The following is a 26,316-nucleotide window of genomic DNA, read 5'->3' on the forward strand; positions in this document are numbered from 1 at the left end:
AGTAGAACTTTTAAAACTGCTTATAAACATTATTCTGATTAAATAAATCTAACCTATGAAAAGCTTCCTTATAAATTAAAGACTATATTGAATCATATCTAAGTGCCCTAAATGTAATCAATAGCAATAATAGTATTAATATTATACAAGATAAGGATGTTAGATTAAATATACTCTTTAATAGACTATAATCCCCTACTGCATATCCAACTTCAACTACCTCATTTATATTGTTACTTTTTAAGAATTTATCTTGTGTACTACTTAAGTTATCACTACAAATCAGTATTGGCATATTTTCTTTAGCTGATACTACTCCCAAAGAAATATATTCATTTACATCAGACCTACTACCAAAGTCTAAACTAGCAGTATATATTTTCTTTATATCTTTTTCATTATAAAACTTCTTTATTAAATCGATATTTGTACTTGATTTATTTATTTGCTTTATACCTTCTATATTCTTTAAGCTAGAATCAACTTCTGCAATAAACTCTTTTGAATCACCTAGTGCATATATTGTTTCAAGGTCTTTACCTTTTAGGAAATCAATTTGTTCTTCAAAACCTTCATCTTTAGCCCATATTATTGGCATTCCATTTTTAGCGGCATAAGAATATACAGATATGGCATTCTCTAATCCTACAGTTGAGCTAAGTAAAAATACCTTATCGAACCCTACAGTTCTATACATTTCTCTAGCTATCTTTAAGGATGTATCATATCTGTCTTTTCCTCTTATTCTTTCAACTTTCATTCCCATTCTTTCTATAGTACGCTCAGCATCTTTAGATACTGCTTTTAAACCACCTATTATTGTAACTTTCTCTGTACCTAGTTCTTTTAGATAATTTCTTGTTACTCTCCCAAGATTTTTACTCTTAGTTACAACTATTGGGGCATTTTTTAAATAGGCTAAAGGTGTTGCACTTATACTATCTACAATTGAATCTTCATTTACAAGAATTACTTCCTTAGAACTCTTAAATACTCTTTTATTTAACTCTGTAGAAATCTCTGGTATACTTCCTTCTATTAACTCTTCCTTAGGATTTGCATCTGCAAATACTCCTATCGTACTAGAAATAGAGATTAATAAAACTAACGATAATATAGTAGAAATTTTTTTAATCATAAGTTCTCATTCCTTTTCTTTTTTTGTATTTTTTGACAATAAAAAAGCTCTTTTTTAAAGAGCTTTTTCATTGATTAGTAATCTAATATTTTAAAATTATCTAGCTCCATCTCCTGTCAATACTACTTTAACAGTTTTAAAGAGTATCTTAAAGTCAAGTAATATACTCCTATTTTTTATATAGTAAATATCTTCTTTAAGTTTTTCTTCAGGAGTGATTTCGTATCCACCATTTACTTGTGCCCAACCTGTAAGTCCAGGTTTTATAGCAAGCCTGTTGATAAATCCAGGTATTTCCTCATTAAATTGAACAGTAAAGTTTGGTCTTTCTGGTCTAGGACCTATTAAGCCCATATCCCCCTTTAATATATTAAACAACTGTGGAATCTCATCAATTCTAGTTTTCCTAATAAACTTTCCAACCTTAGTTATTCTAGGATCATCTTTTTCAGCCCATTGTGCGCCAAATTTTTCTGCGTCTGTTCTCATAGATCTTAATTTATATATATAGAATCTTCTTCCGCATTTTCCTAGTCTTTCTTGCTTATAAGTTATTGGTCCTTTGTCCTCTATTTTAATAAGAATTCCAAATATTGCTATTAAAGGTAAACCTATCACAAGTCCTATTATAGATAAAACTAAATCCATAATTCTCTGGTACAAGTCAAATAAAACTGTTCCTTTTACTATGCTATAGTCAATCTCGCTTGCAATTTCCTTATCTGCCCCTGGATAGCTTTTAACTTTAGGTATTTCACATTCATCATTAGTATATCCAGACATAGTTACCTCCATATTGGAATAAAAATTTTTTTAATTCTTAATTTCAACTTATTTCTATCTTATTTTTGACTTATTTCTATATTATACTCAATAATGAGCAGATTATCAATACAATAAACGTCATTGTAAACAATTTGATTCTTTACAAAAATATATCATCCCTTGTTATATTTTACATTATAACAGGAGATGATATATTTTGCTTTAATATTTTTTGTTTTATTTTACAGATTCTTCTATTCCTATTCCAATTTGAGTTCCCATTGTTTTTACTTTTTCAGAAGTATTTAACTTATCCATATCGCTCTTATTGTCTATAAATGCACATTCGACAAGTATTGCTGGGTAATTATTGTTTCTTAAAACATATAGGTAATCATTTCCATTTGCAAGTGTTCTTGTTTTAATTCCTCTATTTTGCATGTTAAATTTTTCTAATATTCTTTTTAATATATTTGATGCAGCAGTCTTAGTTTTCCCACCATTTTTATCTTTTACTTTATAAAAAATTTCTACACCATTACCTGCACCATTAGATGCATTGTAATGTATACTTGTAAATAAATCTGGTTTTATAGTATTTGATAAAGTTGTTCTTTCTCCTAGAGCCATTGTTTTATCTGTATCTCTAGTCATAACAACATTTACACCTTTTGAACGTAGATATTCAGTAGTTGCTAACGCTGTATCAAGAGTATATTTCTTTTCTTGTGCTCCACCATTTAATCCACTTGTTGCTCCTGAATCAGAACCCCCATGACCTGGGTCAATCACTACAGTTTTTCCTGTAGCATCTCCTGGATTTTCTGGCTCTGTAGGTGAATTATGTTTTGATAGACTAGATGCTATAGAACTTATAACACTATCTTTCATTCCATCACCTATTTGATATACTGTTCCTGCTGTTTTTTCTGATAAATTTGTAGTATGGTATGCAGAAACATAAGTTTTTGGAGTTATAAGTATAGGAGCTTTTAATTTAGCCGCTAAAGGTCCAGCCGTTATTGAGTCAACTATTATGTCAGATTTTGCAACTAACATTGCACTCAACTCTTGGTCTGGATAGAAAGTCTTAATTACATTTGCATTTGTTTCATGTCTATCTGCACCAGAAACTCTATTTTTTGAAGCTCCATTTTTTGCTATTTTAGATATTTGGTCTATAAGTTTTGATGATAAGCTTTGGCTACCACCTATATAATAAGCTTCCTCTAGACCTTGTGAAGATAACCAATCATATGTACTTTGTGGTACAGAATCTTTATTAGATAATATTATAGGTTGTTGGTCTTCACCTGCTTTTGGTGAAATGTTAAGAGCATCATATTCACCAGCATAACCATTTGCTATGTATATTTTATTAACATCATGGTATTTATCTATTTCTTTTGCTATAAGTAAAGATGTTTCGTGTCTATCAACACCACCAATACGAGTTACATTCACATCTACAGCAGATTTAATTTGAGATACTGCCTTTTGTGAAACTGAACCATCATCACCAATGATTATTACATCACTTGGATTTAGACGTTTTAATTCTGCCTTTGTACTTTCTGGTATATCATCTTTATTTGCAAGTAATATTGGTGCATCATAAGTAGAAGCAAGTGGAGTAGCTGTTATTCCGTCTGCTGCCAGTTCTCCATTAACTATTACAACCTTATTAGCTCCATCTTTCCAACCTTGTTTACTTATCTCAACAGCAGTTTCAAATCTAGTAGCTCCTGCAAGTTTTTTTACTGGTGCAGAAGTTTTTCTCATATATTCATTTACTGCTTTTGTTGAATTTGCATCACTTATTATAAATTCTTGTGTAACATCATAATCTTTAAGATTTAATCCCATAGACTCTAAGTCTTCTTTGTTTAAAACTTTTTGCTCATCTTTACCATTTACTTTTATGCTTTGAAGTTCCCATACATTTAAGTATTCTGGGTCTTTATTATAGTTTATTACACCTTCATATGTATCTGTCTTTTCATTGTAATTTAAAGTAGCTTCAAGTGGCATATCATAACACATAAAGTTTAATGTTATTGAATCAGCATTTAATTTTTCTTTAAACTTTACACTTGCATTCGATTTACTTCCTAACACTACACTTTTTCTTTGTAAATTTATATTAATATCTGAATTAGATTCTGTATTTGCAGTAGTATTTTCCGCTGCTAAAGCCACGTTTGGTGCCACCATTGCTATAGACAACATTCCTGTTGCTAATAATTTTGTACTCTTTTTCATTATATCCCCCCTAGATTTTTAAACCTTTAAATCTTGTTTAAATTCGTCTTGAACTTGTTTTATATTACATAAATGCAATATTATGTAAATCTTTTTTCATTATAGCACAAAAGATTACAAATTGTAATCTTTTTGTAATCTTTTATGGCATGATTTTTAAATTTTATCTAGAGGAAACTTGTATTATATCCAATACTTTCTGTATATTTAAACAAAAACAAAGAAATTCTTGTCTAAAAAAACATCACACTAAATTTTGATAAATATTTTTTTCTTATACATAATGGACATTACTATAACCCAGAATAAGACATACAATAAAGAAAATACTAGCGAATCCCAAGTTGTACCTGCCCAAGGTGTTATAAGTTCATATGTAACCCACTCTACCAAAGTAGTTGGATAATCGACTTTATCTGTAAGTTTTGGAAGATTCCAAAAAACATGGCTTAATATCTCAAGACACATATATGTAAAAATCGGGCTACTACCAAGTGCTATTATTGGTGTGAATATTTTACTCTTATTTTTGATGTCGCATATAAAATAAAATATTGCCAGTAATATACCATAACTTCCAGCCATTAAAAGTACAAATGAGCTAGACCATAATCTCTTATTAAATGGAAAATATTGATTAAAGATAAAAGCACATATTAGCAAAATAATACTCATAACTAATATTTTAAAGAATTTTTTGTATTCTCCTATGTTTTCTTTTAAAAGTACACATCCCATAATACAACCCAACATACCTGAAGAAATTGCTACTATACTAGTTAGGAATCCATCTGGTTCAAAATCTGGTTTGTATAAATGACCTTTAAAAAAATGGAAATCCACCAATTGTGCAAGAGAACCTTCTAACTCGAACCCATATGGTTTTGCAACTACATAATAACCTATTATTATAAATGCAGATATACATAAGAATATAATTATTGTCATAGTACTTCCTACATTTAATTTTTTTAGTAGTAAGTATACTAAACTAGTTACAAAATAAACTAGTCCCATACGTTGAAGTACTCCAAGTATTCTCACAGTACTTAAGTCGTGATTTCCTAGGTAATTTAAGAAAAATCCAAATAATATAAGTAAAATACTTCTCTTAAATATACTGAGTACTATGCTTAATGTAGACTTATTGTTTTTTAGTTTACTATTTATTGATATTGGAATTGTAACCCCTAAAGATATAACAAAAAAAGGAAATGCAAAATCTGCAAGTGTTACACCATGCCATATAGCATGTCTTAGCTGAGGATACATTCTCATCCAAGTTCCAGGATTATTGCAAACTATCATGAGGGCTATTGATAGCCCTCTTATTATATCTATTGATTTAACTCTATTTTTCATAATTTTTGTATCTAATTTACCTTCAAATCCACTCTCCATATTACCTCCCCCAAGATTTAACTGTATATTTAGCTTTAGCTATGAATCTATCTAACTATATATCTTCAAATATAAGTCTAAAATGTAGCTTTCTTAAATATACATCTTTTTAATTAAGAAACTTCTTTAGAAATCCAAGTTTATCTAATATATCTTGTATCTTATTAATTTTCTGACTTATAGAATCTATAGTTTTTTCTATTGAATCAACCTTAGCTTCTAAATCCTCAACCTGATTTACTTTTTTATCTATAGTTCCATGATTAGTGATGTCACTATTAGATGAGTTGTCTATAAGCTTTCCTATATAACCATCATTAATTAATTTTGTATCATTAGCAGATGCCAATATCATCATTGTTTCTATATCTGAATTTCTAGTATTTTCTATAACTCTACCATTTTTATCACGAACTGACAATATAGTTATTGTATCATGATTATTAAATCCACCTTCTCCAATATTTCTAACTATAACATTTACTAAAGTAGCATAGTTATTTACTTCACCATTAGGCATATCTACTGTAACCGTTTTTGAGCAATCGCCTTTTATATTAATAGTTATTGGCTTATTTGTTACCATTCTAAAAGCTTCATTTACAGTATCCTCTTTTGGATTAAAGTTTATAATATCGTTAGGGCTTGCAATATTTATCATATCAGTTAATTCTTCAACAGTTTTTGCCTCAAAAACAGTCTTATCTTGTAGACTCTTAATCTCATCAAAAGCTTCTTCATTTCCATTTCCACCAACTTGTGTTACTGTACTTAATTTTTTCGTACTAAGTACATCTCTCTGCTTTGTATTTAGTTTATCTCCAACTAAAACGACTGGTGACTCATTTCTAGCTGCTAATACTCCAACGGCTAATGAATCTATAAGCTGATTTTCATTTTTACTTCCATCCTTGGTAACATATAGATTACTTAAACTTGTATCCGTATAAAACTTTTCTACTACTTTGGCATTAGTTTCATTTCTATCTTTTCCACTCAATCTTTCTGCATTAGGAAGACTCTTTTCTACAGCTCTTGATACAGAATTTGTACCTCCTATTACATATGCCTTAATAACTTTCTCATCTTTTATAAATTTTTCAAATGGTTCTACTCCATCTTTGGGACTAGATAATATTATAGGCATGTTGTTTTGAGCAGATGGTGCTCCAACACTAACAGCATCACTTAGACCTTTTTCTCCATTTACAACAGCTACTTCCTTAACATCTTTTATGTCTTTCAATTTATTAGCCAAAATCAATGAAGTTTCATATCTATCATTACCACTAATTCTTTCTACATTGAATCCTTCACTTTTCAATTGATTTTCTATATCTTTACTTAAAACAGTAGTACCACCTATCAAATAAATGTCTTTAGCTCCTAGACGTTTTATCTCTGCTTTAGTTCTATCATCCAATTTATTATTTTCTGTTAAAAGTATTGGTGCTCCTTTAACTTTCGCAAATGGTGTGGCTGAAAGAGCATCTGCTAACGACTTATCATTAACTAGTACTACATTAGTGCTAGAGCTGTAAGCCTTTTGACTTATCTTTACAGCAGTTTCATATCTTCCATTACCTATTATTTTTTCCTCTGTAAGTGCATATGATGAAGTTATAGAAATGCTACTTAAAGTAAGCGCTATTGTCAATGTTGTTAAAATGGTTTTTGGTGCTTTCATTATTATTACCCCCTTATTTTGTTTAAAATCTTACTATATTTATATTATAAAATATCTTTACACTATTTTACAGTTTAAATTTATTACATTTTCATAAATAAAAGCCTTGACCATATTTAGGTCAAGGCTTTCTACTGTTTCATATTTATAAAGTTCTATTAAATATTTTTTAATAATAAAATATATAGATTTGCTATTTTTCTATTTACTATTTTCCTAAAAGACTATTTAATTCATTAAAAGCACTTTCATTTCCATTTCCACCAACTCTAATAGGAGTTTCTATTTTCTTAGATTTAAGAACATTCTTTTGACTTTCATCTAATTTATTTCCAACTAGAACTACTGGTGAATCAGTTTTAGCACCTAATGCTCCTACTGCTAGTCCATCTATTAAGTCACCTTGACTTTTTGAACCATCTTTAACAACAAAAGCATATTTTAAATCTGAATTAGTATAGAATTTGTCTATTATCTTAGCATTAGTTTCATTTCTATTGCTTCCTGCAAGTCTTGTTGGATTTGAAAGCTTGCTTTCTAAGTTTGATGATAAAGTAGCTGTACCACCAATTATATAAGACTTAGTTATTTTTGATGAATTTAAAAACTCATCAGCACCTTGTAACTCACTCTTTTCATTAGTAAGTATTATTGGCATATTGTTATCAGCTGCTGCTGCGCCAACACTTATTGCATCTGCAAGTCCATTGACACCATTTGCCACTGCAACTTGTGAAACAGATTTTATACTGTTTAGTTTTTCAGCTAAAGATATACTAGTCTTGTATCTATCACTACCTGAAATTCTTTCTACTGATATACCCATATTGCTAAGTTGAGTTTGTACATTCTTACTTAAAGAATTCTCTCCACCTATTAGATAAACCTTTTTAGTTCCTAATCTTTGTAATTCTGATTTAGTTTTTGAATCTAAGTTATCTTTTCCTGTTAAAAGGATTGGAGAATCAATTGCTGCTGTAAATGGTGTAGCTGTTAAAGCATCCACTATTGCATTTCCATTTACTAGTACTGCATTTTGAGAAGAAGTCCATCCTTTTTGACTAACTTTAACTGCTGTTTCATATCTGTCTGCTCCAGTTAAAGATTCTCCTGAAGTAGCCTGTCCAGAAGATGTTTTTGTTATAGCTTTTATAACAAAGTTGCAAGGAGAAAATTCACTGTATGTATTTATATCTTCAAATTTATTGTTTTGAAGTATGTAACTTTCACCTAAGTTTGCTTTAGCTTCATATAGATAGTATCCATCTATGTTAGTTTCATATGCTAAAGTTGATTTTTCTCTATTAGGATTTGCTGTGTTATCTATAACTACTACTATTGCACCTTTCCCTTTTGGGAGGTTATAAGAGTTAGTAGATACATTTATGTATCCAGAGTATGATACTGTTCCATTTGCAAGTTTTGTCATTGAGTTGTTTTGAGGAACTCCATTTACTACTGGTGCATAATATACTTCGTATTTTGCTCCTACAGAGTCTGTTTCAAACATAACTGAGTCAAGTTTTTCAGAGTCTCTGCTGAAATCAAATACATTTGCTGCTGTTACTTTATTTGACATTATCTTACTAAGACCAGCATATTCATGTTGATACATTTTTTTGTCACTGTCTGGTTTTGATACTGATTTCATTGCATAGTTATCTGTATCTGTTAAAATAGTTTTGTCTTCATAAGAAATCCAGAAGAATCCTTTCATAGAGTTGAATTCTCCCCAGCTACTTTTTACTAACCAAGCTCCATTTGATTCTGGCTTAACATCAGAAGCAAAGTTGTCCTTTGAATAATTATCATCCCATCCTACTATAGCTACAGCATGATTTAAAGGTGCTCTCTTATTTGTACAATTATATGCTGTTTCATCTTTATTAAAATATGTTGAATAATGTGCATATCCTGATGTAACAGAACCGTATTGCATTATAGCATTTTTTACAGTTTCTTTATCTTTGCCAAGACGAATAACATCTGTTACATTAAATTGAGTTGGTGCAGTATCCATATTTGAAGGTCTAGTTGCACCTTGTTCTTCAGATTTAAGATTATATGGTATATCTTTTTCTAATTTAGGTCCTGCCCATGCAGTCAAATATCCTATAGCTGTTACATTTGAGCTACCTGACATATCGTCTAAATTCCATCCATATGTTCCACCAGTTGACCACCATCTAAAGTGTTCTTCTGAAAGGTCATAAGTTCCATAACCTTTTAACTTTAAGTATGATTCTAAAGTTGACATACTAGAAAATGCCCAACATGTATTAAGATTTCCTTGGTTTTTTGCTGGTGTAGTCAATCCCAAGTTTATTGGATTGTATGATGCACTCGCTTTGTATGATGATGGGAGAGTACTTCTTCCCTTATTTTGAAGTATTGTACCTTCCATTTCATGTGGAACTGGTATTACTCCATTATATTTTGCTGTGTCTCCATTTTTGACATCTTCTAGATATTGAAGATACGCTTCAGAGTATTCTGCAGTTTCTACTCCATCTAGTGTTTTATTGTTTTCTGCTGATACAGGTACTGTTGACACTATTAAAAAGCAAACTGTCAACAATGCCAGTAGCTTTGACAATTTTTTTGATTTGTACTTTCTCATATTTACCCCCTTGTATGTATTTAATTTTTATTATATCAGATTTCTAAATCGAGGTCATATTTTATTTTGATAAAATATGGATTATAAATGCATATTAATTGTATAGCGCTATAATTTTGTTTTTTATGATATTTTATAATGTATTGATTTTATTAATTAATGGATATGTTATACTAAAGTATGTTAGAATCTTAAAGAATGGTTATATCTGATTAGTTTGGGAGGGTTATATTTGATTTTAAAAAAACATAAAGAGACAATATTATATTTATTTTTTGGAGCATTTACTACCCTTGTAAATATAGTTTCTTATTTATTTTTTACTAGAGTTATTTTATTTAATTTTATGATTGCAAATGCTCTAGCATGGATTCTTGCTGTTTTATTTGCTTATGTTACTAATAAGTTTTTTGTGTTTGAAAGCAGAAGAGTTGAGTTAAAATTTTTATTTAAGGAGTTTTTGTCTTTTGTTAGTTTTAGGTTGATTTCTGGTATTATAGAAATGGTTATTATGTATATAATGATTGATTTACTTTTTGTAAATGATGTTATAGTGAAGATTTTTACTAATATAGTTGTTATAATTCTAAATTATTTATTTAGTAAGATGATAATTTTTAGAAAGTAAAAAGTAGACTACTATAAATAGTAATCTACTTTTAAAAATTTTATTTACACCTTAAAATCCATCATCAGTTACATTTGATCTTCCCCATCTAGTAACTTTATTAGTTGAAGTATTTATTTCAACTACTTCTATATATGACCCATTTTTAGCCTTTTCTACAAATGAACCATCTGATCTTGATGCCAAGTCCCAATTTCTCACACTAATTTTTTCTCCTACATACATAGCAGAAGGTTTATCTTCTACAACTCTATAATAAATCTTATATCTTGAATTCTTAGGCTCACTAGATATTGTCACCCTAACATGGTCTTTTTCAGGTATTGAACAAGGTTTTGTACTAACAGACAATCCACGTGCTCTTTCATCATTATATTCAGTATCATTAGTTGTTGGTTTCTTTCCACTAATTGCAGGTTGTTCATTACCATTTACTAAATCAATTTTTCCAGAATTTTTTACTACAACACCTGGTGCATTATTTGATATTTTCGTTATATCTCCATCATTTTCTATATATACATCTTTAGCATCAGAGTCTATAGTTATAATCCATATATCCCCATCACTTGTATTCTCTATTTTACATCCATTTTTAGAATAAATATCTATACCTTGTATACTACCTTCATTAATTAAAGTACCTTTCTTTATATTATCTATTCTAATATCATCTGAGATTTCTCCAAAATTCTTTACATCTCCATTAGGCATGTCTATAGTTATAGATTTTTTGAATACTCCATCAAATTCTATAGTTATAGCCTTATTTGTTTCTATCTTAAATGAATCACTTATACTAGTATCTTTCTCTGGCTCAAATATTATTACATCATTTGCATCAGTCTTTTTAATAGCAACATTTAACTCATCAATAGTTTCTACAGTATATTTAGTCTTCTCTTGCATGTCTATTATGCTTTTTACAGCATCTTCATTCCCTAAACCACCAATTTGAGTAACTTTATCTATAATCTTAGTATTTAAAATCTCTTTTTGTGTAGTATCAAGTTTATTTCCAGCTAAAATTATCGGAGAACTATTTTTTGCAGCTAATACTCCTACTGCCAAAGAATCTATTAAATCATTCTTATTCTTTGTACCATCTTTTGTAACATAAATATTTTTTATATCAGTATTTTTATAGAATTCTTCTATAATCTTTGCATTTGTCTCACTTCTACTCTCTCCTGCTATTCTTGTAGCATTTGGTAAACTTCTTTCTACAGAATTAGAAATAGAATATGTCCCACCTATTACATATGAATTTTTGATATCTTTACTATCTATAAAATTATTTGCTACTTCAATTCCATCATTTGAATCAGAAAGTATTATTGGCATATTTTCTTGAGCTGCTATAGCTCCAACACTTACAGCATCAGCAAGTCCTTTTTCTCCATTTACCACAACTATTTTAGATATAGAATTTTCCTTATCTAATTTTTCTGCTAACTTTAAAGAAGTTTCATATCTACTACTCCCAGATATTCTTTCAAAGTTTATATTATCTGCATCTAATTGCTTTTCAACATTTGAACCTATTGCAATTGAACCACCTATCAAATATACATTTTTTACACCAAGTCTTTTTAATTCTGCTTTTGTTCTACTATCCAGTTTATTGCTTTGAGTTAATAATATAGGTGCATTTTTTGCTTTTGCAAATGGAGTAGCTGATAAAGCATCTGCTATTGAATTATCATTTACTAATATAGCATTATCAGACTTTGTCCATCCAGCTTGACTTATCTTTATAGCAGTTTCCCATCTACCAGAACCTGTTAGCGTATCCTTGGTCGACGCATTAGATGTATTTCCATACAATGTAACAGATAAAAATGTTATAGTTAATAATGACACTATCTTTTTTGATATTTTCATTAATTATTACCTCCTAATTCTTTAATAATATTTTATGGAGCATGAACATACTGTATTTTACTTGTAGCTAGTTCATCAAAGTGGGATTTTACTGAATGGTACCCTATAGCGTAATGACCACTTTCTGGATTCCATTTCTTATATGAATTCATTGCACTTAATAACTTCTCTTCTTGGCTAGGTAATACCTCCCATACTTCTACATTTGGATTAACTTTTTTAAAATCAATGTAGTCATATGGTTCTACATAAAATCTTAAGTCTTTTATTTTACCTTCTTTATACAATTCTAAAGCTGCTTCACCTAATGCTCTATGGTCTTCATGTATTCCACTAGCTTTAAATGGAGTAACTGTTTTTACTTTCGCATCTGGATATTCTTTTAGATACTTAAGAATTATTTCTCTTGCTTTTTCTTTATTTAACTCACCATCATGTGCTCTATTATCTTCTATATGTATATTGCTTTCTTTTACACCCATTGCTTCACAACTATCTTTGAATTCTTCATCTCTATTTTTTGAAAATTCACTTTCTGATAGAGAATACTTATGCACATCTTTAATATGATAGGAACATGTACCTCCATCATCTAAAACTTTCCTTATTATTGATTTACTACCATCTGTACACAAAATTACGTGTGTATCACTTTTTTCAACATGCTCAATTATGGCACTACCCATACTTAAAGTTTCATCGTCTTGATGTGGTGTAAAAAATAAAGTTGCATCTACCACTACTATATCCTCCTATTTCATAAAATGTTATAATCTACAATAAATAGCTAAACTGTAGAAAAAGATTCCTATATATTAAGGAATCTTCTCCACAGTATAGATTTATTACCAACCTAGTATTTTAGCTATCTTTTGTATTACTGTCAATTCAACCCCATTACCTATTTGAGTTACTTCTGCACCAAGATTTAATTTTTTATCAAGAGCACTTTTTTGTGAATCTGTTATGTCATTTTTAGCTAGAAGTATTGGTCCTTTTCCTGCTGCTAAAGGACCTGCTGCTAATGCATCCACTAGCATACCATTATTTCCATATCCATCTTTTGCTATATATAGTTTATCTAATTTATCATAATATGTTTCTATGACTTTGGCATTAGTATCGTGTCTTGTTTCTCCTTCAACTCTTTGAACCTTTCTATCTTTATCAATATCAATAAGTTGATTTTCAATTTGGCTAGATACATTGTTAGAACCACCAACTATATCAATCTCTTTTCCATCCATCAATTTGATAGCTTCTGCTGAGAGATCATTCCAGCCATTTACTATTATAGGAGCCTTAAGTTCAGCAGCTTTTGCAGCTATACTCATAGCATCAGCTTCACCTTTCGCACCTACTACAAATGCATCTTTAAAAGAACCCATAGCTTTTGCTACTGCTACAGAAGTTGTATGTCTATCATCTCCAGCTAGTCTTTCAACATTTTTAGTTACTGATTCTAATTGCTTTTTAGCTGTATTTGATACTGCTGATTCTCCTCCAACTATATATATTTTAGCTGATGGACTTTTCTTAATTATATCTTTTATATAGTCTAAAGTTACTTTTGGTATTTCATTATCAGATGCTAATAATATAGGTGCCTTTTTAGATTGAGCTAGTGGTGTAGCTGCTAATCCATCAACTAGTTTATTTGAATTAACTATAACTACATTGTCAGTATATTTTGTTTGTTTTGCTATAGCTACAGCAGTTGCATATCTATCATCTCCAGCTATCAATTTAACTTTTGAATTTCCTTCTAATGCAGATTTAGCATCTTTTAAATCCTTCTCATTAGTACTTTCTACAGTAAGCTCTATAGCTTTTCCAGATGCATCAGTATACTTAACAGTAAATTTATATTTTCCTGTTTCTGAATCTTTTGCTGAAATATCACTAATTGATTTTGATGTTCCATTTACTACCATATTACCTTTAACAGTTAATCTATATCCATCATATAAATCTTGTGGTGAAACTGTATTTAGGTCACTATTTTTTATAGTTATTTCAGCTAATTTAACATCAGCTATGTCTTTAGTTCCTGCTAAACCTAACTTATTTATTTTATTTACTTTAAATCCTTCTACAGATGGGTCTAAGTTTGTTCCAGTTGAATCAACTGGATTTGCTACTAAATCAATTTTTTCATCGCCAATACTTACCTCTATAGTTTTAGAAGTTATTGTTTCTTTTTTATCCCTTAAAGTTATAACTAGTTTGTCTTTAGTACTATCATATGAAGCCTTTACATCTGCAACTCCATAAATTCCATTAGTTTCAGTTTTAGCTTTTTCTGTTATAGAATTAGCTTCAGCTGAAAGGTCTGCTGAGTTTTCATATTTTTCAATTGCTTCTGCAACTACTTCATTAGCACTATTTGTTATATGTCCTTTATCTGTTATAGTTACAAGGAGTTCTTTATTTTCTCCTAATGCATTTACTAATTTTTCTAATTCATCTATATTAGTTATTATTTTTAACTGTGATGAAGTTTCACCAACTTTTATTTCATATATTGGTTGTCCAACTTGAGAACCTCCAGTGTACTTTTGAGACATTAAGTCTCTAACTTTTGAAACTAATTCTGTAGCTTCTTTTTTAGTTATTGTTTCTTTTTTTACCTGTGTAGTTTCTGCAGCAAAAATTGGAGCTACTGATGTACTTATCATTGCAGCTGCCATAACTATAGAAAGATTTTTTCTATTCATAGTATTTTCCCCCTAAAAAATTCAATTTTTCATCATTTTTTCCTTATTTACCAATTATAATATATATTTGATATTATTTCAATAAATAGGCTATATTGTAATAATTAACCATTTAGTATGAAATTGTTTTTTATACTTTATTTTTTAAACATTTATGTATACAAAAAAGTAACAAAATTGTAATTTTTTTTTATAATCCAGTTTATAACTAATAGACTTTTCATCTTCTTTATAGTATAATATTAAATGGAAGAAAGAAATTTCAAGCATCTCTTTTTTCCGTATTTCTCACACAGAAAAAGAAGCTGATTTTCAGCTTCTTTTTCATTTATATGAATTTACTAATTTAATTATAATCTTATCATATATAAATCAAAATACTTATTATTACCTATTTTTAATGAAGTTAATCTAAGTTATCATTTTTAATTAAATTTATATAGGTATTGTACTGTTGTTTCCCTTATATTTTTATTTAGTTCTTCAAACATATCGTATCCTTCTAAAGCATATTCCTTAAATGGATCTTTTTGAGCATAAGTTTTTAGACCTACATACTGTCTCAATTGTTCCATAGCATCTATATGGTCTATCCAGTATTGGTCAACTACTTTTAAAAGTACTGTCTTTTCCAACTCTGCAACCTTTTCAATACCAACCATCATCTTTTTCAAGTCATAGACTCTTTTTGAAATTTCATAAGTGCTATCAACTATTTCTTGAACACTTTTTTTATCTACTCCAGGAATTAATAATGTATCTGCTGGCATAAATGTACTGTATAAATGTTTAAAATATCCATAATAATCTCTTTTTCTTCCAATTAAATAAGTTTCTCCTGCTTCTTGTATAATATCCTTAACCATTTTTTGAATATCTTCTTGAATATCCTCATCATTTAGAACTTTATTTCTTTCATTGTATATAACTTTTCTTTGTTCATTTATAGTATCATCATATTTAAGGACATTTTTTCTTATTTCAAAGTTTTTTCCTTCTACACCTTTTTGTGCTCTTTCTATAGCTCTTGTAAGTGCCTTGCTTTCAATAGCTTTATTTTCATTTGAACTAGTTCTCTTCATTAATTTCTCTATAGTTTTTCCACCATAAAGTTTTATTACATCATCTTCAAGACTTACAAAAAATCTTGATGTACCTGGGTCTCCTTGACGACCAGAACGACCTCTAAGCTGGTTATCAATTCTTCTTGATTCATGTCTTTCTGTTCCTATAACGTAAAGACCACCTAAATTTTTAACTTCTTGTTCTTCATCTTTATCTCCTGCTCCTAAAGATATATCAGTTCCTCTACCTGCCATATTTGTGGCAATTGTTATAGCATCCAATTTACCAGCTTTAGAGATTATCTCTGCTTCTTTATCATGTTGTTTTGCATTTAAGACTTGGTGTTTTATCCCTTGTTTTTTAAGCATTTTAGATAACTTCTCCGACTTTTCAACAGAAACTGTACCAACAAGTATTGGCTGTCTAGTCTTATGTATCCTTATTATTTCTTCTACAACAGCATTATATTTTTCTTCTTCTGTTTTAAATACTTTGTCATGTAAATCAGCTCTAATAACTGGTTTGTTAGTTGGGATTTGAACAACATTTAATTTATAAATTGACTCAAATTCGCCTTCTTCTGTCTTTGCAGTACCAGTCATTCCTGAAAGTTTTCCATATAATCTAAAGAAATTTTGATAAGTAACTGTAGCCATGGTTTTAGATTCATTTTTTATTTCAACACCTTCTTTAGCCTCTATAGCTTGATGAAGTCCATCTGTAAATCTTCTTCCATCCATTACTCTTCCTGTAAATTCATCAACTATCATTACTTCTCCATTTGAAATAACATAGTCAACATCTTTTTCCATAAGCTTATGACCTCTTAAAGCTTGATTTATATGATGATATAATTCTATATTCTTTATATCAGTAATGTTCTTTATACCAAAAAACGACTCGGCCTTACTTATACCACTTGCTGTTAATGCTATGGTTTTATCTTTCCTATCCATCTCAAAATCTTCTTCTCTGACAGTTTTTATAAAGCTATTTGCTAGTTCATAAAGATTTAAATCTTCATCTCCATCTCCTGCAATTATAAGTGGAGTTCTAGCTTCGTCTATTAATATTGAGTCTACCTCATCTACTATGGCAAAGTTTAGTTCTCTTTGTACCTTATAAGATAAATCTGGTACCATATTATCTCTTAAATAGTCAAACCCAAATTCACTATTTGTACCATAAGTTATATCACATTTATACTGTTGTTTTCTTATATTTGGGTCTTGGTTAGCTATAATTACTCCTACTGTCATACCAAGAGATTCGTAAACTGGTCGCATAAGCTCCTTATCACGTTCTGCTAGATAATCATTTACTGTGATTACATGTACCCCTTTGCCTGTAAGAGCATTTAAGTACACTGGTGCTACTTCAACTAAAGTTTTACCTTCACCAGTTCTCATCTCTGCTATCTTTCCTTGATGTATTACTATACCACCTATTAACTGTACTCTATATTGACGCATTCCAAGTTTTCTTCTTGATACTTCTCTAACCACAGCAAATGCTTCTGGAAGTATATCATCCAAAGTTTCTCCATTTTTAAGTCTATTTTTAAATAACTCTGTCATATTTTTTAATTCTTCATCTGATGAGTTTTTCATACTGTCTTCTAGAGCATCTATTTTATCTACTATAACATTTAATTTCTTTATTTCTTGTTCATCTGCTTTGTCAAGTATTGCATCTATAACTGACATATAAGTACCTCCTTTTCTATTGTCCAATTACTATTATACATTAAAAATCCGTAATAGTAGACAATTATTTTGATTTATAGTATAATGATTTTACTTAAATAAATTAAACATCTTTTTATTTAGGTATTTCTCACATAAAATAGAGGCTATTTATAGCCTCTATTTTATTTTGTATTTTATTTTTTTAGGATAAAAAAGACTCCTCATAAGAGAAGTCTTTTTATATTTAAAGTTTTATTAAAACTTATATTACATATCTAATAAATCTTTCATTTTGCTTATTACTGAACTAGCTATACCTTTACCAACTTGAACTAAGTTCTTTCCACCATCATCATGAACTGATTTACTTATACCTACATTTTGATCTGCAGATAAACTATCAGTAGCTAATACTATTGGCGCTGGAGAAGGAGTTGTAGTAGTATCATTACCTTTATAAGTAGAACCAAAGTTAGCTGCAACTGGAGCTGCTGCTAAAGCATCTACTAATTGATCTTCTTTAGTAGAACCATCTTTTGCTACGAAGTAGTTTATTACACTACCTTTTTCGAAGTAATCAGTTTCTTTCATTACTTCTGCATTAGTAGCTTGTCTATCATCTCCACTTGTTCTATTAGGCCCTTTTCCAGTAGCATCATCTATAGCTTTTTCTATATCTTTAGATACACTATTTTCTCCACCTATTATATCAACTTGTGCATTGTTTAAGAAATCTTCTGTTTCATTGTTTATAGTTTTAGCTTTTCCATCTACAACTACGATTGGAGTAGCATCTCCATCTACAACATCTAAATCTCCATTAGATTTCTTTAATTGAGAAGCAACTGGAGCTATACTCATAGCATCTGCTAAACCAGTACCACCAACTACAAATGCTTTATCATTATCAAGACCTACTTCATCAGCTATTGCTAAAGAAGTTTCATATCTATCATCTCCAGCTAATCTTGTAACTTTAAGTCCCATATCTTTTAATTCATTTTCTACTTCTTTAGATATAGAATTAACTCCACCAGCTAAGTACACTTTTTTAGAAGTGTTTATACCACTTGTAGATTTTAAATCCATAACTCTTTTTATTTCAGATTTAACATTTGAATCTAATTTATCTTTTGAAGTTAATAATAATGGAGCATGTTTTTCTGATGCTAAAGGTGATGCAACAAGACCATCAACTATAGCTTGAGAACCAACTAAAACTACTGTATCAGTTGCTGAATCAGTTATAGCATGCTTATCATCAGAATTATAGTATTTGTTACTTAACTCTATAGCTGTTTCTATTCTATCTTCTCCAGCTACAGTTACAACATTTGAGTAACTATTATTATATGTTCTTAAATCATCTATATAATCTTTCATATCTTTTATCTTATCTGATTTAAGAACTAATTTAACAGGAGTATTTTCTACATCTGATGCTCCTTTAGTTTCTAATCTTTTTCCTTCTGGATAAAGAGCTACTTGATATCTACCACTTACTAATTGTACAAGATTTCCATACTGCTCATCACTAGTTAACTCTTCATATACTTTATCTAAGTAGTCTTCATCAAAAACATATTTTTTAGCTAAATCTTCAGCACTTGTGCTAGTACTAGAATCTATATCTACAGTTGTTTCTTTTGCATTTATAACTTTTACATCTACAGTCGCTGCCTCGTCAAGTGTATCAACAACTACAGTAGATACAGCAACAGATGCTCCTGATGCATCAACTTTAAATGATGATTTAGCGTTATATACTGTTCCTTTTTCAATAGCCACAGCTGTAGCTGGTGTAACAGCACCAAAAGCTTTAGCTGCACTCCATAACCCTTTTGTATTATCTGCATATTTATAACTATCTATAGCAGTTATATCTGTCTTTGGAGTCAAAGTTAATTTAAATCCTGCTCCATCAGCTGCTTTTACAAAATCAAATAAATCTTTAACATATATAGGTCTATCTGCTGCTTTTGTATTAGTAGCATTTTCTACTACTACACCAGCTGTAGTTTCTGTTGCTGGCTTAGCAACTATTGTATTTTCAATCTTAGTTTGAAGTGCATCAATTTCTTCTTCAGTATGAACTGTTTCTGCAGCGTCATAAGCTACTGTAAATGTTACTAAGTCTCCATCACCTAAGTTGTCTAATTTTGAATCAACAAGATTGTATAACTTATCAGCAGCTTCTTTTCTTAAAACTGCTGTAGTAGCAGTAGTTTTATAATCAATATCTGATACTACCTTATCTTTATCATAAGTTACTTTTACATCAGTTATTGCACCACTCATAATACCTGCTTGTATTTTTTTAAGTGTATCTTTGTAATCTTTTTGAACAGTTATATATTCCTTACTTGGTGTCCCAACTGCAGCGAAAACAGGAGCAGCCGAAGCTAAAACTGTTAAACCTGACATAGCTATTGCTATATTTTTCTTATTCATTTCTTAAATTCCTCCCAACATTATATTAAATTACATCTCTTTATTATGTACATAGAATAATCATCCATATATTCCTAATATTTCTCACATCTCTATAATAATCCATTTTTATTCTTTTTGCAAGCTATTTTTTTAAATTATTATTTTCTCCAGATATATGAACTTTTATACCCAAAACTTCAAGATGTAACAATCTAATAAATTTAATTTTATTTATTTAGAAATTCTTGAGTAGCATACACTTGTCCATCTGGTAATATATATAATCCAAATCCAGTGTACTCAAAGTTGCTATTTAACATGTTTTCGTTATATTTATCAGACTTCTTCCAAACTGTAAATATTACATTTGCCACTTCTCTAGCATCTTTTGTTGTATAAGTACTCTTTGTAGTAAGTGGAACAAAAGCTATATTTTCTTCACTTCTCATTCCACCAGAAAATACTTCAGCAGCATTTTTACCATTTATTACATGTGCGAATTCTCCTTTATCAGCCATATACTTAGACCAATAATTTGCCATTCCTTGTAAATTTTTAGATACTTGTAATGGCTCTTTCCCTTTTTCTTTTCTATAAGAATTTACCAAATTGTACATTTCACTAGAAACCATCATTTTAAAATCAGTACTATTCATATCATTAGTCTTATATTCAAGTACATTTATCTCTACACTTATTGATGTAGTTTTTCCACCAATATCAGTAGCCTTTATAGTCACTTTATATTTACCAACCTTATCAGTATTAACTTCACCTATAAGTTCTGGTTTTAATTCACTTCCCTTATTATCCCTTGCAACTATATTTAGTTTACTTATATCAAACTTATCTCCTTGATATACATTTAGATTCCCAACTGTTATTGTTGGTGCACTTGCATCCAATGATGATGCACTTAAACATTGTTGTAGTGTTTTCTCATCTATGCCTCCTAGTGCTGTGATTTTATCAGCACTTCTAAGTACAGACTTATCACTACTTCCATCAACTAATACAATTGGTGCATTTTTAGCTATAGAAGAACCAGCAACTGCATCCACTAATTGGAATCCTTTAGAAAGATAGAACTCTTTTGCTGAACTATAAAAATGTTTTATAACTTTTTTATTAGTTTCAAATCTATCTTCTCCTGCTAATCTAACTGCATTGGTTTTCTTAACTAGGTCATTACTTATTATTTCTTCTGAACCAAGTGCATAACATTGTACACCTTCTTTTTTCTCAAATGGTACACTTTTCCCATCAGTTAAAATTATAGGGGCACCATCTCTTGATGCTACTGATGATACACTCATTGCATCTGCTTCACCTTTATACCCATTAGTTATAAAAACCTTATCTATAGTCTTTATTGAAGCTATTTCCTTTGCTATAAGATAACTTGTTTCTATTCTATCATTACCACCTATTCTTTTAACTTCTATACCTTTTTGCTTTAATTTATTTTCAACTGACTTCCCTATTGAATCTTCAGTTCCTATTATGTAGACCTTCTTTACATCTTTTAACATACTTTCTGTATCTGATGGTATGTTATTTTTTTGAGATAATAATATAGGTGCTTTAACTGCCCCTGCTAATCCACTTGCACTAAGCCCATCTGCTAGAGTATTGTCTGTGTTTACTAATACTACATTTTCATATGTTTGCTTCTGCGCAATTTTTGCAGCTGTCTCATATCTATCTTTCCCTTGTATCTTTTCTATACTTGAAAGTGCATTAATGTTTAGTGTTCCTGCCATTATTAATGATACTGCCAATCCTATTGATAATATTCTCTTATTTGCTTTCATCGAACCCCTCCTACTAATTTTTTATATAATTCAGCTAATCATAAATTACACCCTCAGTAGTGATTCCCTCAAAATTTATAAATTACTAAAATAAAAAACATCTAAGATACCATAATCTGTAAGATGATAACAAAGCAGATTATAAAAAGTACATTAGATGTGATTTTCATTTTATGATATCAGTAAATTAATAAAAAAACAAGATTTATGGAAATTTTTACAAGCCAACTTAATTGCCATTTAAAAACTCTTGAGTAGCATGCACCTGACCATCAGATAATATATAAAGCCCAAATCCAGTACTATAGAACTCATTACTAAGCATATTTGCATTGTACTCAGGAGACTTCTTCCATACTTCAAATATAGCTTTTGCTAAATCTTTTGCATCTTGAGTAGTTTGGACATTTTTAGAGTTGATATAAATATATGCTATATTTTCCTCACTTCTCATTCCAAAATCAGAAAATACTTGTGGAGCATTTTTACCATCTATATAATGTGCAAAAACTTTTTTATCCATCATATACTTAGACCACGCATTTGCCATACCCTCTAGCTTACTAGACACTACCAAAGGTTCTTTGCCTTTTTCTTTTCTATAGGAATTAATTAAGTTATAGATTTCATTAGACACCATTGTTTTAAATTCTGGGCTATTATAATCATGAGTTTTATCATCTAGCACTTTTATTTCTACTCTTTTTTCTGTGCTTTTTCCCCATTCATCTGTAGCCTTTAATGTCAATATGTATGCACCTACTCTATTTGTATCTATAAATCCATCAATTTTTATTGGCAATACCTTCCCAGTATTATCTTTAGCTACTATATTCAATTTCCCACCATCGAACTTCTCACCTTTGTATATCTCTGTAGTCCCTACTGTGATTGTTGGAGGTTGTCCATTTGATTCTGATGCACTTACACATTGTTGTATTACCTTATTACTCAATTCACCTATAGAAGTTATATGTTTAGCTCCTTCTAATACATTCTTATCACTACCATCATTTACTAATACCATTGGATAGTCTTTAGTAAGTGGTGCAGCTGCTATAGCATCTACTAATTGATAGCCATCTGACACATAAAATCCATCTGCACTTTTAAAAAAGTAGTCTATTACCTTTTTATTAGTTTCAAATCGGTCAGTTCCTTCTATTCTTACTGAGTTTGTATTTTTAACTAGAGAGTTACTCATTATCTCTTCTGAGCCTATACAATATGATAGAACATCTTTTACATCAAAAGGTACACTCTTTCCATCTGTGAGTATTATTGGAACTCCATCTCTAGTAGCTACTGATGATACACTCATTGCATCTGCTTCTCCACTATATGCGTTAGTTAATAGTACTTTATCAATTTTTTTTATAGTTGATATTTCTTTAGCTACTAAATAACTCGTTTTTAGTCTGTCTTCTCCACCAATTCTCTTGACTTCTATATTTTTAGAATCCAGTTCTTTTTCTACTGATTTACTTATAGTATCTTCTGTACCTATTATGTATGCTCTTTTGATATTTTTTAAACATCTATTTGTCTCTGTTGGTATCTTATTTTTTTGTGTAAATAATATTGGTGCTTTTGTGGCACCTGACAATCCACTTGCACTTAATCCATCTGCAAGTGATTTTTCTGTATTTACTAAAATTACTGTTTCATAAGTTTGTCTATCAGCTATCTTTGCTGCTGTTTCATATCTATCTTTACCATATATTTTTTCTACTACTGATGATGCATTTACACTTTTGAAGTTTACCAAGATTAATGATATTGCTAGACCTAATGATAATATTTTTTTATTCATTTTCATATCCCCCTGATGATTTTTATATTTTATATTTATATTATTTTTACCTTTTTTTAATTATTTTGTTATTTTTTGTATATTATAAAGTATATCTTATATAAATATATCCCGTCTATATATTAATATTTTATTTTATTAAAAATTTCAAAATTATTTCTAGTTGTTTTTTAAATATTTATAAAATATATTTCATTAATAAAAATAATTTACATTATTTTATAAATTAATTTTAATTCTACTTAAATCATCATACATATTCCACTATAATATTATTAAGACAATATAAATAAAAATAAGAATGTACTTAGACATATGATTTATATCTAAATACATTCTTATTTTAAGCTTACTTATTTACATTTACTTTGATACTTATTTTGATTCAATTAAACTCTTAATCTTATCTACTACAGATGAAGCTATTCCTCCACCTATCTCAAATAACTTAGATGAATTTTTATTTTTCAATGAAATTTCTTGTGATTTATCTAACATGTTTGTAGCAAGTACAACTGGTGAATTATTTTTAGCTGCCAATGGTCCAACTGCTAAAGCATCTATAAGCTTGTCTTGATTTGCAACTACAACTCCATCAAGTTTAGATTGAGAATAGAATTTATCTATTACTTTTGCATTTGTCTCTTGTCTACTTTGCCCTGCAACTCTATTTTTTGATATATCTTTGTCTACTATTTTCCCAACTTGTTCAATGGCTTTATTAGATATTTTTTCCACTCCACCAATAAAGTATATATTTGACACCTTATTTGATTTAATAAACTGTTCAGCTTCATTGTCTACACCATCTTTTTGTGTAAGCATTATTGGAGTTTTTTCCTTTCCAGCTAATGATGCTATTGATAATGAATCAGCTTCTCCATTTCCTGCTCCTATATACAACTTACTTACATTATTTGTCTTATCAATTTCTTTTGCTATATTAATAGAAGTCTGATATCTTGTATCTCCACCTATTCTTTGTACTGATATTTTTGAATTTATAGCTTTAATTGCTTCAACTGCTGCATTTGGCATAGAATTATTTCCACCTATTACAACCACTTTTGATGGATTTAATCTTTTTATTTCTTCTACTGTTTTTTGAGGAAGCTTGTCATTTGAAGATAAAAGAATTGGTGAGTTTTTTACACTAGCAAGTGGCGTAGCTGTAAGCCCATCTACCATACTTTTGTCTTCTCCATTTACAATTATGACTGTATCTGATTTTTCCCAACCACTTTGAGAAATTTTAACAGCTGTCTCAAATCTATCTGAGCCTTTTAATTTTTTTACTGTTACATTAGATGCAGAATTACTCGAACTTCCACCACCTGAATTTCCTCCAGAAGTTCCACCTGAACTATTATCTGTATTATTTGAACCTCCAGATGTAGTCGAATTTGCATCTAGTTTTGATAGTTCACTTTCAACTATAGATTTTAAGGATTTAGGAGTTTTAATTTCCACATATTTATTTGCTATGGCTTTTCTAAGTTTTGTTCTTTTCTGAGATAGTTCAAGTTTTGTGATTAAATCTGAACTATTTTCTTCTATTGTACTATTTACAAGATAATAACTTGTACCAAAATTATTTATTAGATATTCTAAAGCATCTCCTTGACTAATTTCATACTTTTCTGGGTCAACTTTACTAGCTCCACTACCTCCTGTTGGTTTAATTTCATTCTCTTCAACAATACTAAAACTTTCTCCATCACTAGAAGTAATATTTTTAAAGTCTATAGTCTTACTATTATAAGTTACAATTTTTAATGCAGGTTTACTATCTGTACCATTTCCTACAATCTTATATGTTATATTTGTATTTCCACTAGATTTCTTTACTGATATTTTTCCTATATTTAATGTATTTCCATCCAAAAGATTCTCACTTGATGTTACATATATATCCAATGTAGTTGTATTACTTGTTTTATCATATGTTGGTACATAACTAGCATTAGCATTTCCATTTTTTATCTGCTTTGATATATTATCAGACCACTTAATCTTTTGACCTGGTTCATTATCTATTAATTCAACCTCACCTTGCACTTTTATACTAGCTTGAAACGAATACACTATATTCTCTACTGACTCCACAGAAATATCTATAGTATTTACCTTTTCATACGTCTTTGTTCCTTGCAACACTGGAGCAGCATATGCACATGTCGCACTTCCAGTTATAGCTACTGCCATACTCGACACTGCAATAGTTCTTATAAAAGATTTTCCTTTACTCATTAACACCCGTCCTTATCTATCATCAGCTAGATGAATAAAATCCTTTATCCATCTAGCTTCTTATATTTAATTTATAAATTACCCTAAATTTATAGTTACATTATATATGCTTTATTTTTGACAAATTGCTTTTTCAAAACTTTTTTAGCTA

15 protein-coding genes are annotated in these 26,316 nt (G+C 29.6%); 1 reads left to right on the forward strand and 14 read right to left on the reverse strand.

Going from position 1 to position 26,316, the window contains the following annotated elements; translation table 11 throughout:
- Positions 1–82: 82 nt before the first annotated feature.
- The 6 genes from Q3223_RS00335 to Q3223_RS00360 form a co-directional block, all read right to left on the reverse strand.
- Complete coding sequence (locus Q3223_RS00335) at positions 83–1,138, reverse strand: cell wall-binding repeat-containing protein (protein WP_054271359.1); 1,056 nt, start codon at positions 1,136–1,138, stop codon at positions 83–85.
- Positions 1,139–1,234: 96 nt separating this feature from the next.
- Entirely contained in the window at positions 1,235–1,921 is a 687-nt protein-coding gene (locus tag Q3223_RS00340) for a sugar transferase (RefSeq protein ID WP_021385677.1), read from the reverse strand.
- A 219-nt stretch (positions 1,922–2,140) separates the two neighbouring features.
- Positions 2,141–4,165, reverse strand: coding sequence for an N-acetylmuramoyl-L-alanine amidase (locus Q3223_RS00345; RefSeq protein WP_054271360.1), 2,025 nt, complete (start codon positions 4,163–4,165; stop codon positions 2,141–2,143).
- Positions 4,166–4,414: 249 nt separating this feature from the next.
- On the reverse strand, positions 4,415–5,566 hold the full coding sequence (locus Q3223_RS00350) for a DUF5009 domain-containing protein (RefSeq protein ID WP_223152596.1): 1,152 nt from the start codon (positions 5,564–5,566) through the stop codon (positions 4,415–4,417).
- 109 nt (positions 5,567–5,675) lie between these two features.
- A complete protein-coding gene (locus Q3223_RS00355; protein WP_407811431.1) occupies positions 5,676–7,253 on the reverse strand; it encodes a cell wall-binding repeat-containing protein in 1,578 nt (525 codons plus the stop codon).
- Between the two features lie 208 nt (positions 7,254–7,461).
- Positions 7,462–9,873, reverse strand: coding sequence for a cell wall-binding cysteine protease Cwp84 (locus Q3223_RS00360; protein WP_407811432.1), 2,412 nt, complete (start codon positions 9,871–9,873; stop codon positions 7,462–7,464).
- A 232-nt stretch (positions 9,874–10,105) separates the two neighbouring features.
- On the opposite strand from Q3223_RS00360, the gene Q3223_RS00365 reads away from it, so the two are divergent.
- The gene (locus Q3223_RS00365; protein WP_407811433.1) at positions 10,106–10,501 is read left to right on the forward strand and encodes a GtrA family protein; all 396 of its coding nucleotides are present in this window, start codon (positions 10,106–10,108) and stop codon (positions 10,499–10,501) included.
- 51 nt (positions 10,502–10,552) lie between these two features.
- On the opposite strand, the gene Q3223_RS00370 is transcribed toward Q3223_RS00365, so the two are convergent.
- The 8 genes from Q3223_RS00370 to Q3223_RS00405 form a co-directional block, all read right to left on the reverse strand.
- Complete coding sequence (locus tag Q3223_RS00370) at positions 10,553–12,385, reverse strand: cell wall-binding repeat-containing protein (protein WP_167640334.1); 1,833 nt, start codon at positions 12,383–12,385, stop codon at positions 10,553–10,555.
- 32 nt (positions 12,386–12,417) lie between these two features.
- Entirely contained in the window at positions 12,418–13,125 is a 708-nt protein-coding gene (locus Q3223_RS00375; RefSeq protein WP_167640335.1) for a PIG-L family deacetylase, read from the reverse strand.
- A 105-nt stretch (positions 13,126–13,230) separates the two neighbouring features.
- On the reverse strand, positions 13,231–15,102 hold the full coding sequence (locus Q3223_RS00380) for a cell wall-binding protein Cwp2 (RefSeq protein WP_167640336.1): 1,872 nt from the start codon (positions 15,100–15,102) through the stop codon (positions 13,231–13,233).
- 425 nt (positions 15,103–15,527) lie between these two features.
- Positions 15,528–17,873 carry a preprotein translocase subunit SecA gene (gene secA / locus Q3223_RS00385; protein ID WP_407811434.1) on the reverse strand — a complete coding sequence of 782 codons (2,346 nt, stop codon included), beginning with the start codon at positions 17,871–17,873 and terminating at the stop codon, positions 15,528–15,530.
- 249 nt (positions 17,874–18,122) lie between these two features.
- Positions 18,123–20,306, reverse strand: coding sequence for an S-layer protein SlpA (gene slpA / locus Q3223_RS00390; RefSeq protein ID WP_407811435.1), 2,184 nt, complete (start codon positions 20,304–20,306; stop codon positions 18,123–18,125).
- 209 nt (positions 20,307–20,515) lie between these two features.
- Entirely contained in the window at positions 20,516–22,102 is a 1,587-nt protein-coding gene (locus tag Q3223_RS00395) for a cell wall-binding repeat-containing protein (RefSeq protein WP_407811436.1), read from the reverse strand.
- Between the two features lie 229 nt (positions 22,103–22,331).
- Complete coding sequence (locus Q3223_RS00400; RefSeq protein WP_407811437.1) at positions 22,332–23,921, reverse strand: cell wall-binding repeat-containing protein; 1,590 nt, start codon at positions 23,919–23,921, stop codon at positions 22,332–22,334.
- Positions 23,922–24,290: 369 nt separating this feature from the next.
- On the reverse strand, positions 24,291–26,165 hold the full coding sequence (locus tag Q3223_RS00405; protein ID WP_407811438.1) for a cell wall-binding repeat-containing protein: 1,875 nt from the start codon (positions 26,163–26,165) through the stop codon (positions 24,291–24,293).
- Positions 26,166–26,316: the final 151 nt, after the last annotated feature.

It is taken from the genome of Clostridioides sp. GD02367 (assembly GCF_045900275.1).
Taxonomy (GTDB): domain Bacteria; phylum Bacillota; class Clostridia; order Peptostreptococcales; family Peptostreptococcaceae; genus Clostridioides; species Clostridioides difficile_A.

What these genes read in the sequence shown, in the direction of transcription:
- Q3223_RS00400 (WP_407811437.1), bottom strand. Translation starts at nt 23,921, where the DNA reads ATGAAAATGAATAAAAAAATATTATCATTAGGTCTAGCAATATCATTA.
- Q3223_RS00345 (WP_054271360.1), bottom strand. Translation starts at nt 4,165, where the DNA reads ATGAAAAAGAGTACAAAATTATTAGCAACAGGAATGTTGTCTATAGCA.
- Q3223_RS00395 (WP_407811436.1), bottom strand. Translation starts at nt 22,102, where the DNA reads ATGAAAGCAAATAAGAGAATATTATCAATAGGATTGGCAGTATCATTA.
- secA (WP_407811434.1), bottom strand. Translation starts at nt 17,873, where the DNA reads ATGTCAGTTATAGATGCAATACTTGACAAAGCAGATGAACAAGAAATA.
- Q3223_RS00380 (WP_167640336.1), bottom strand. Translation starts at nt 15,102, where the DNA reads ATGAATAGAAAAAATCTTTCTATAGTTATGGCAGCTGCAATGATAAGT.
- Q3223_RS00370 (WP_167640334.1), bottom strand. Translation starts at nt 12,385, where the DNA reads ATGAAAATATCAAAAAAGATAGTGTCATTATTAACTATAACATTTTTA.
- Q3223_RS00405 (WP_407811438.1), bottom strand. Translation starts at nt 26,165, where the DNA reads ATGAGTAAAGGAAAATCTTTTATAAGAACTATTGCAGTGTCGAGTATG.
- Q3223_RS00355 (WP_407811431.1), bottom strand. Translation starts at nt 7,253, where the DNA reads ATGAAAGCACCAAAAACCATTTTAACAACATTGACAATAGCGCTTACT.
- slpA (WP_407811435.1), bottom strand. Translation starts at nt 20,306, where the DNA reads ATGAATAAGAAAAATATAGCAATAGCTATGTCAGGTTTAACAGTTTTA.
- Q3223_RS00335 (WP_054271359.1), bottom strand. Translation starts at nt 1,138, where the DNA reads ATGATTAAAAAAATTTCTACTATATTATCGTTAGTTTTATTAATCTCT.
- Q3223_RS00340 (WP_021385677.1), bottom strand. Translation starts at nt 1,921, where the DNA reads ATGTCTGGATATACTAATGATGAATGTGAAATACCTAAAGTTAAAAGC.
- Q3223_RS00350 (WP_223152596.1), bottom strand. Translation starts at nt 5,566, where the DNA reads ATGGAGAGTGGATTTGAAGGTAAATTAGATACAAAAATTATGAAAAAT.
- Q3223_RS00360 (WP_407811432.1), bottom strand. Translation starts at nt 9,873, where the DNA reads ATGAGAAAGTACAAATCAAAAAAATTGTCAAAGCTACTGGCATTGTTG.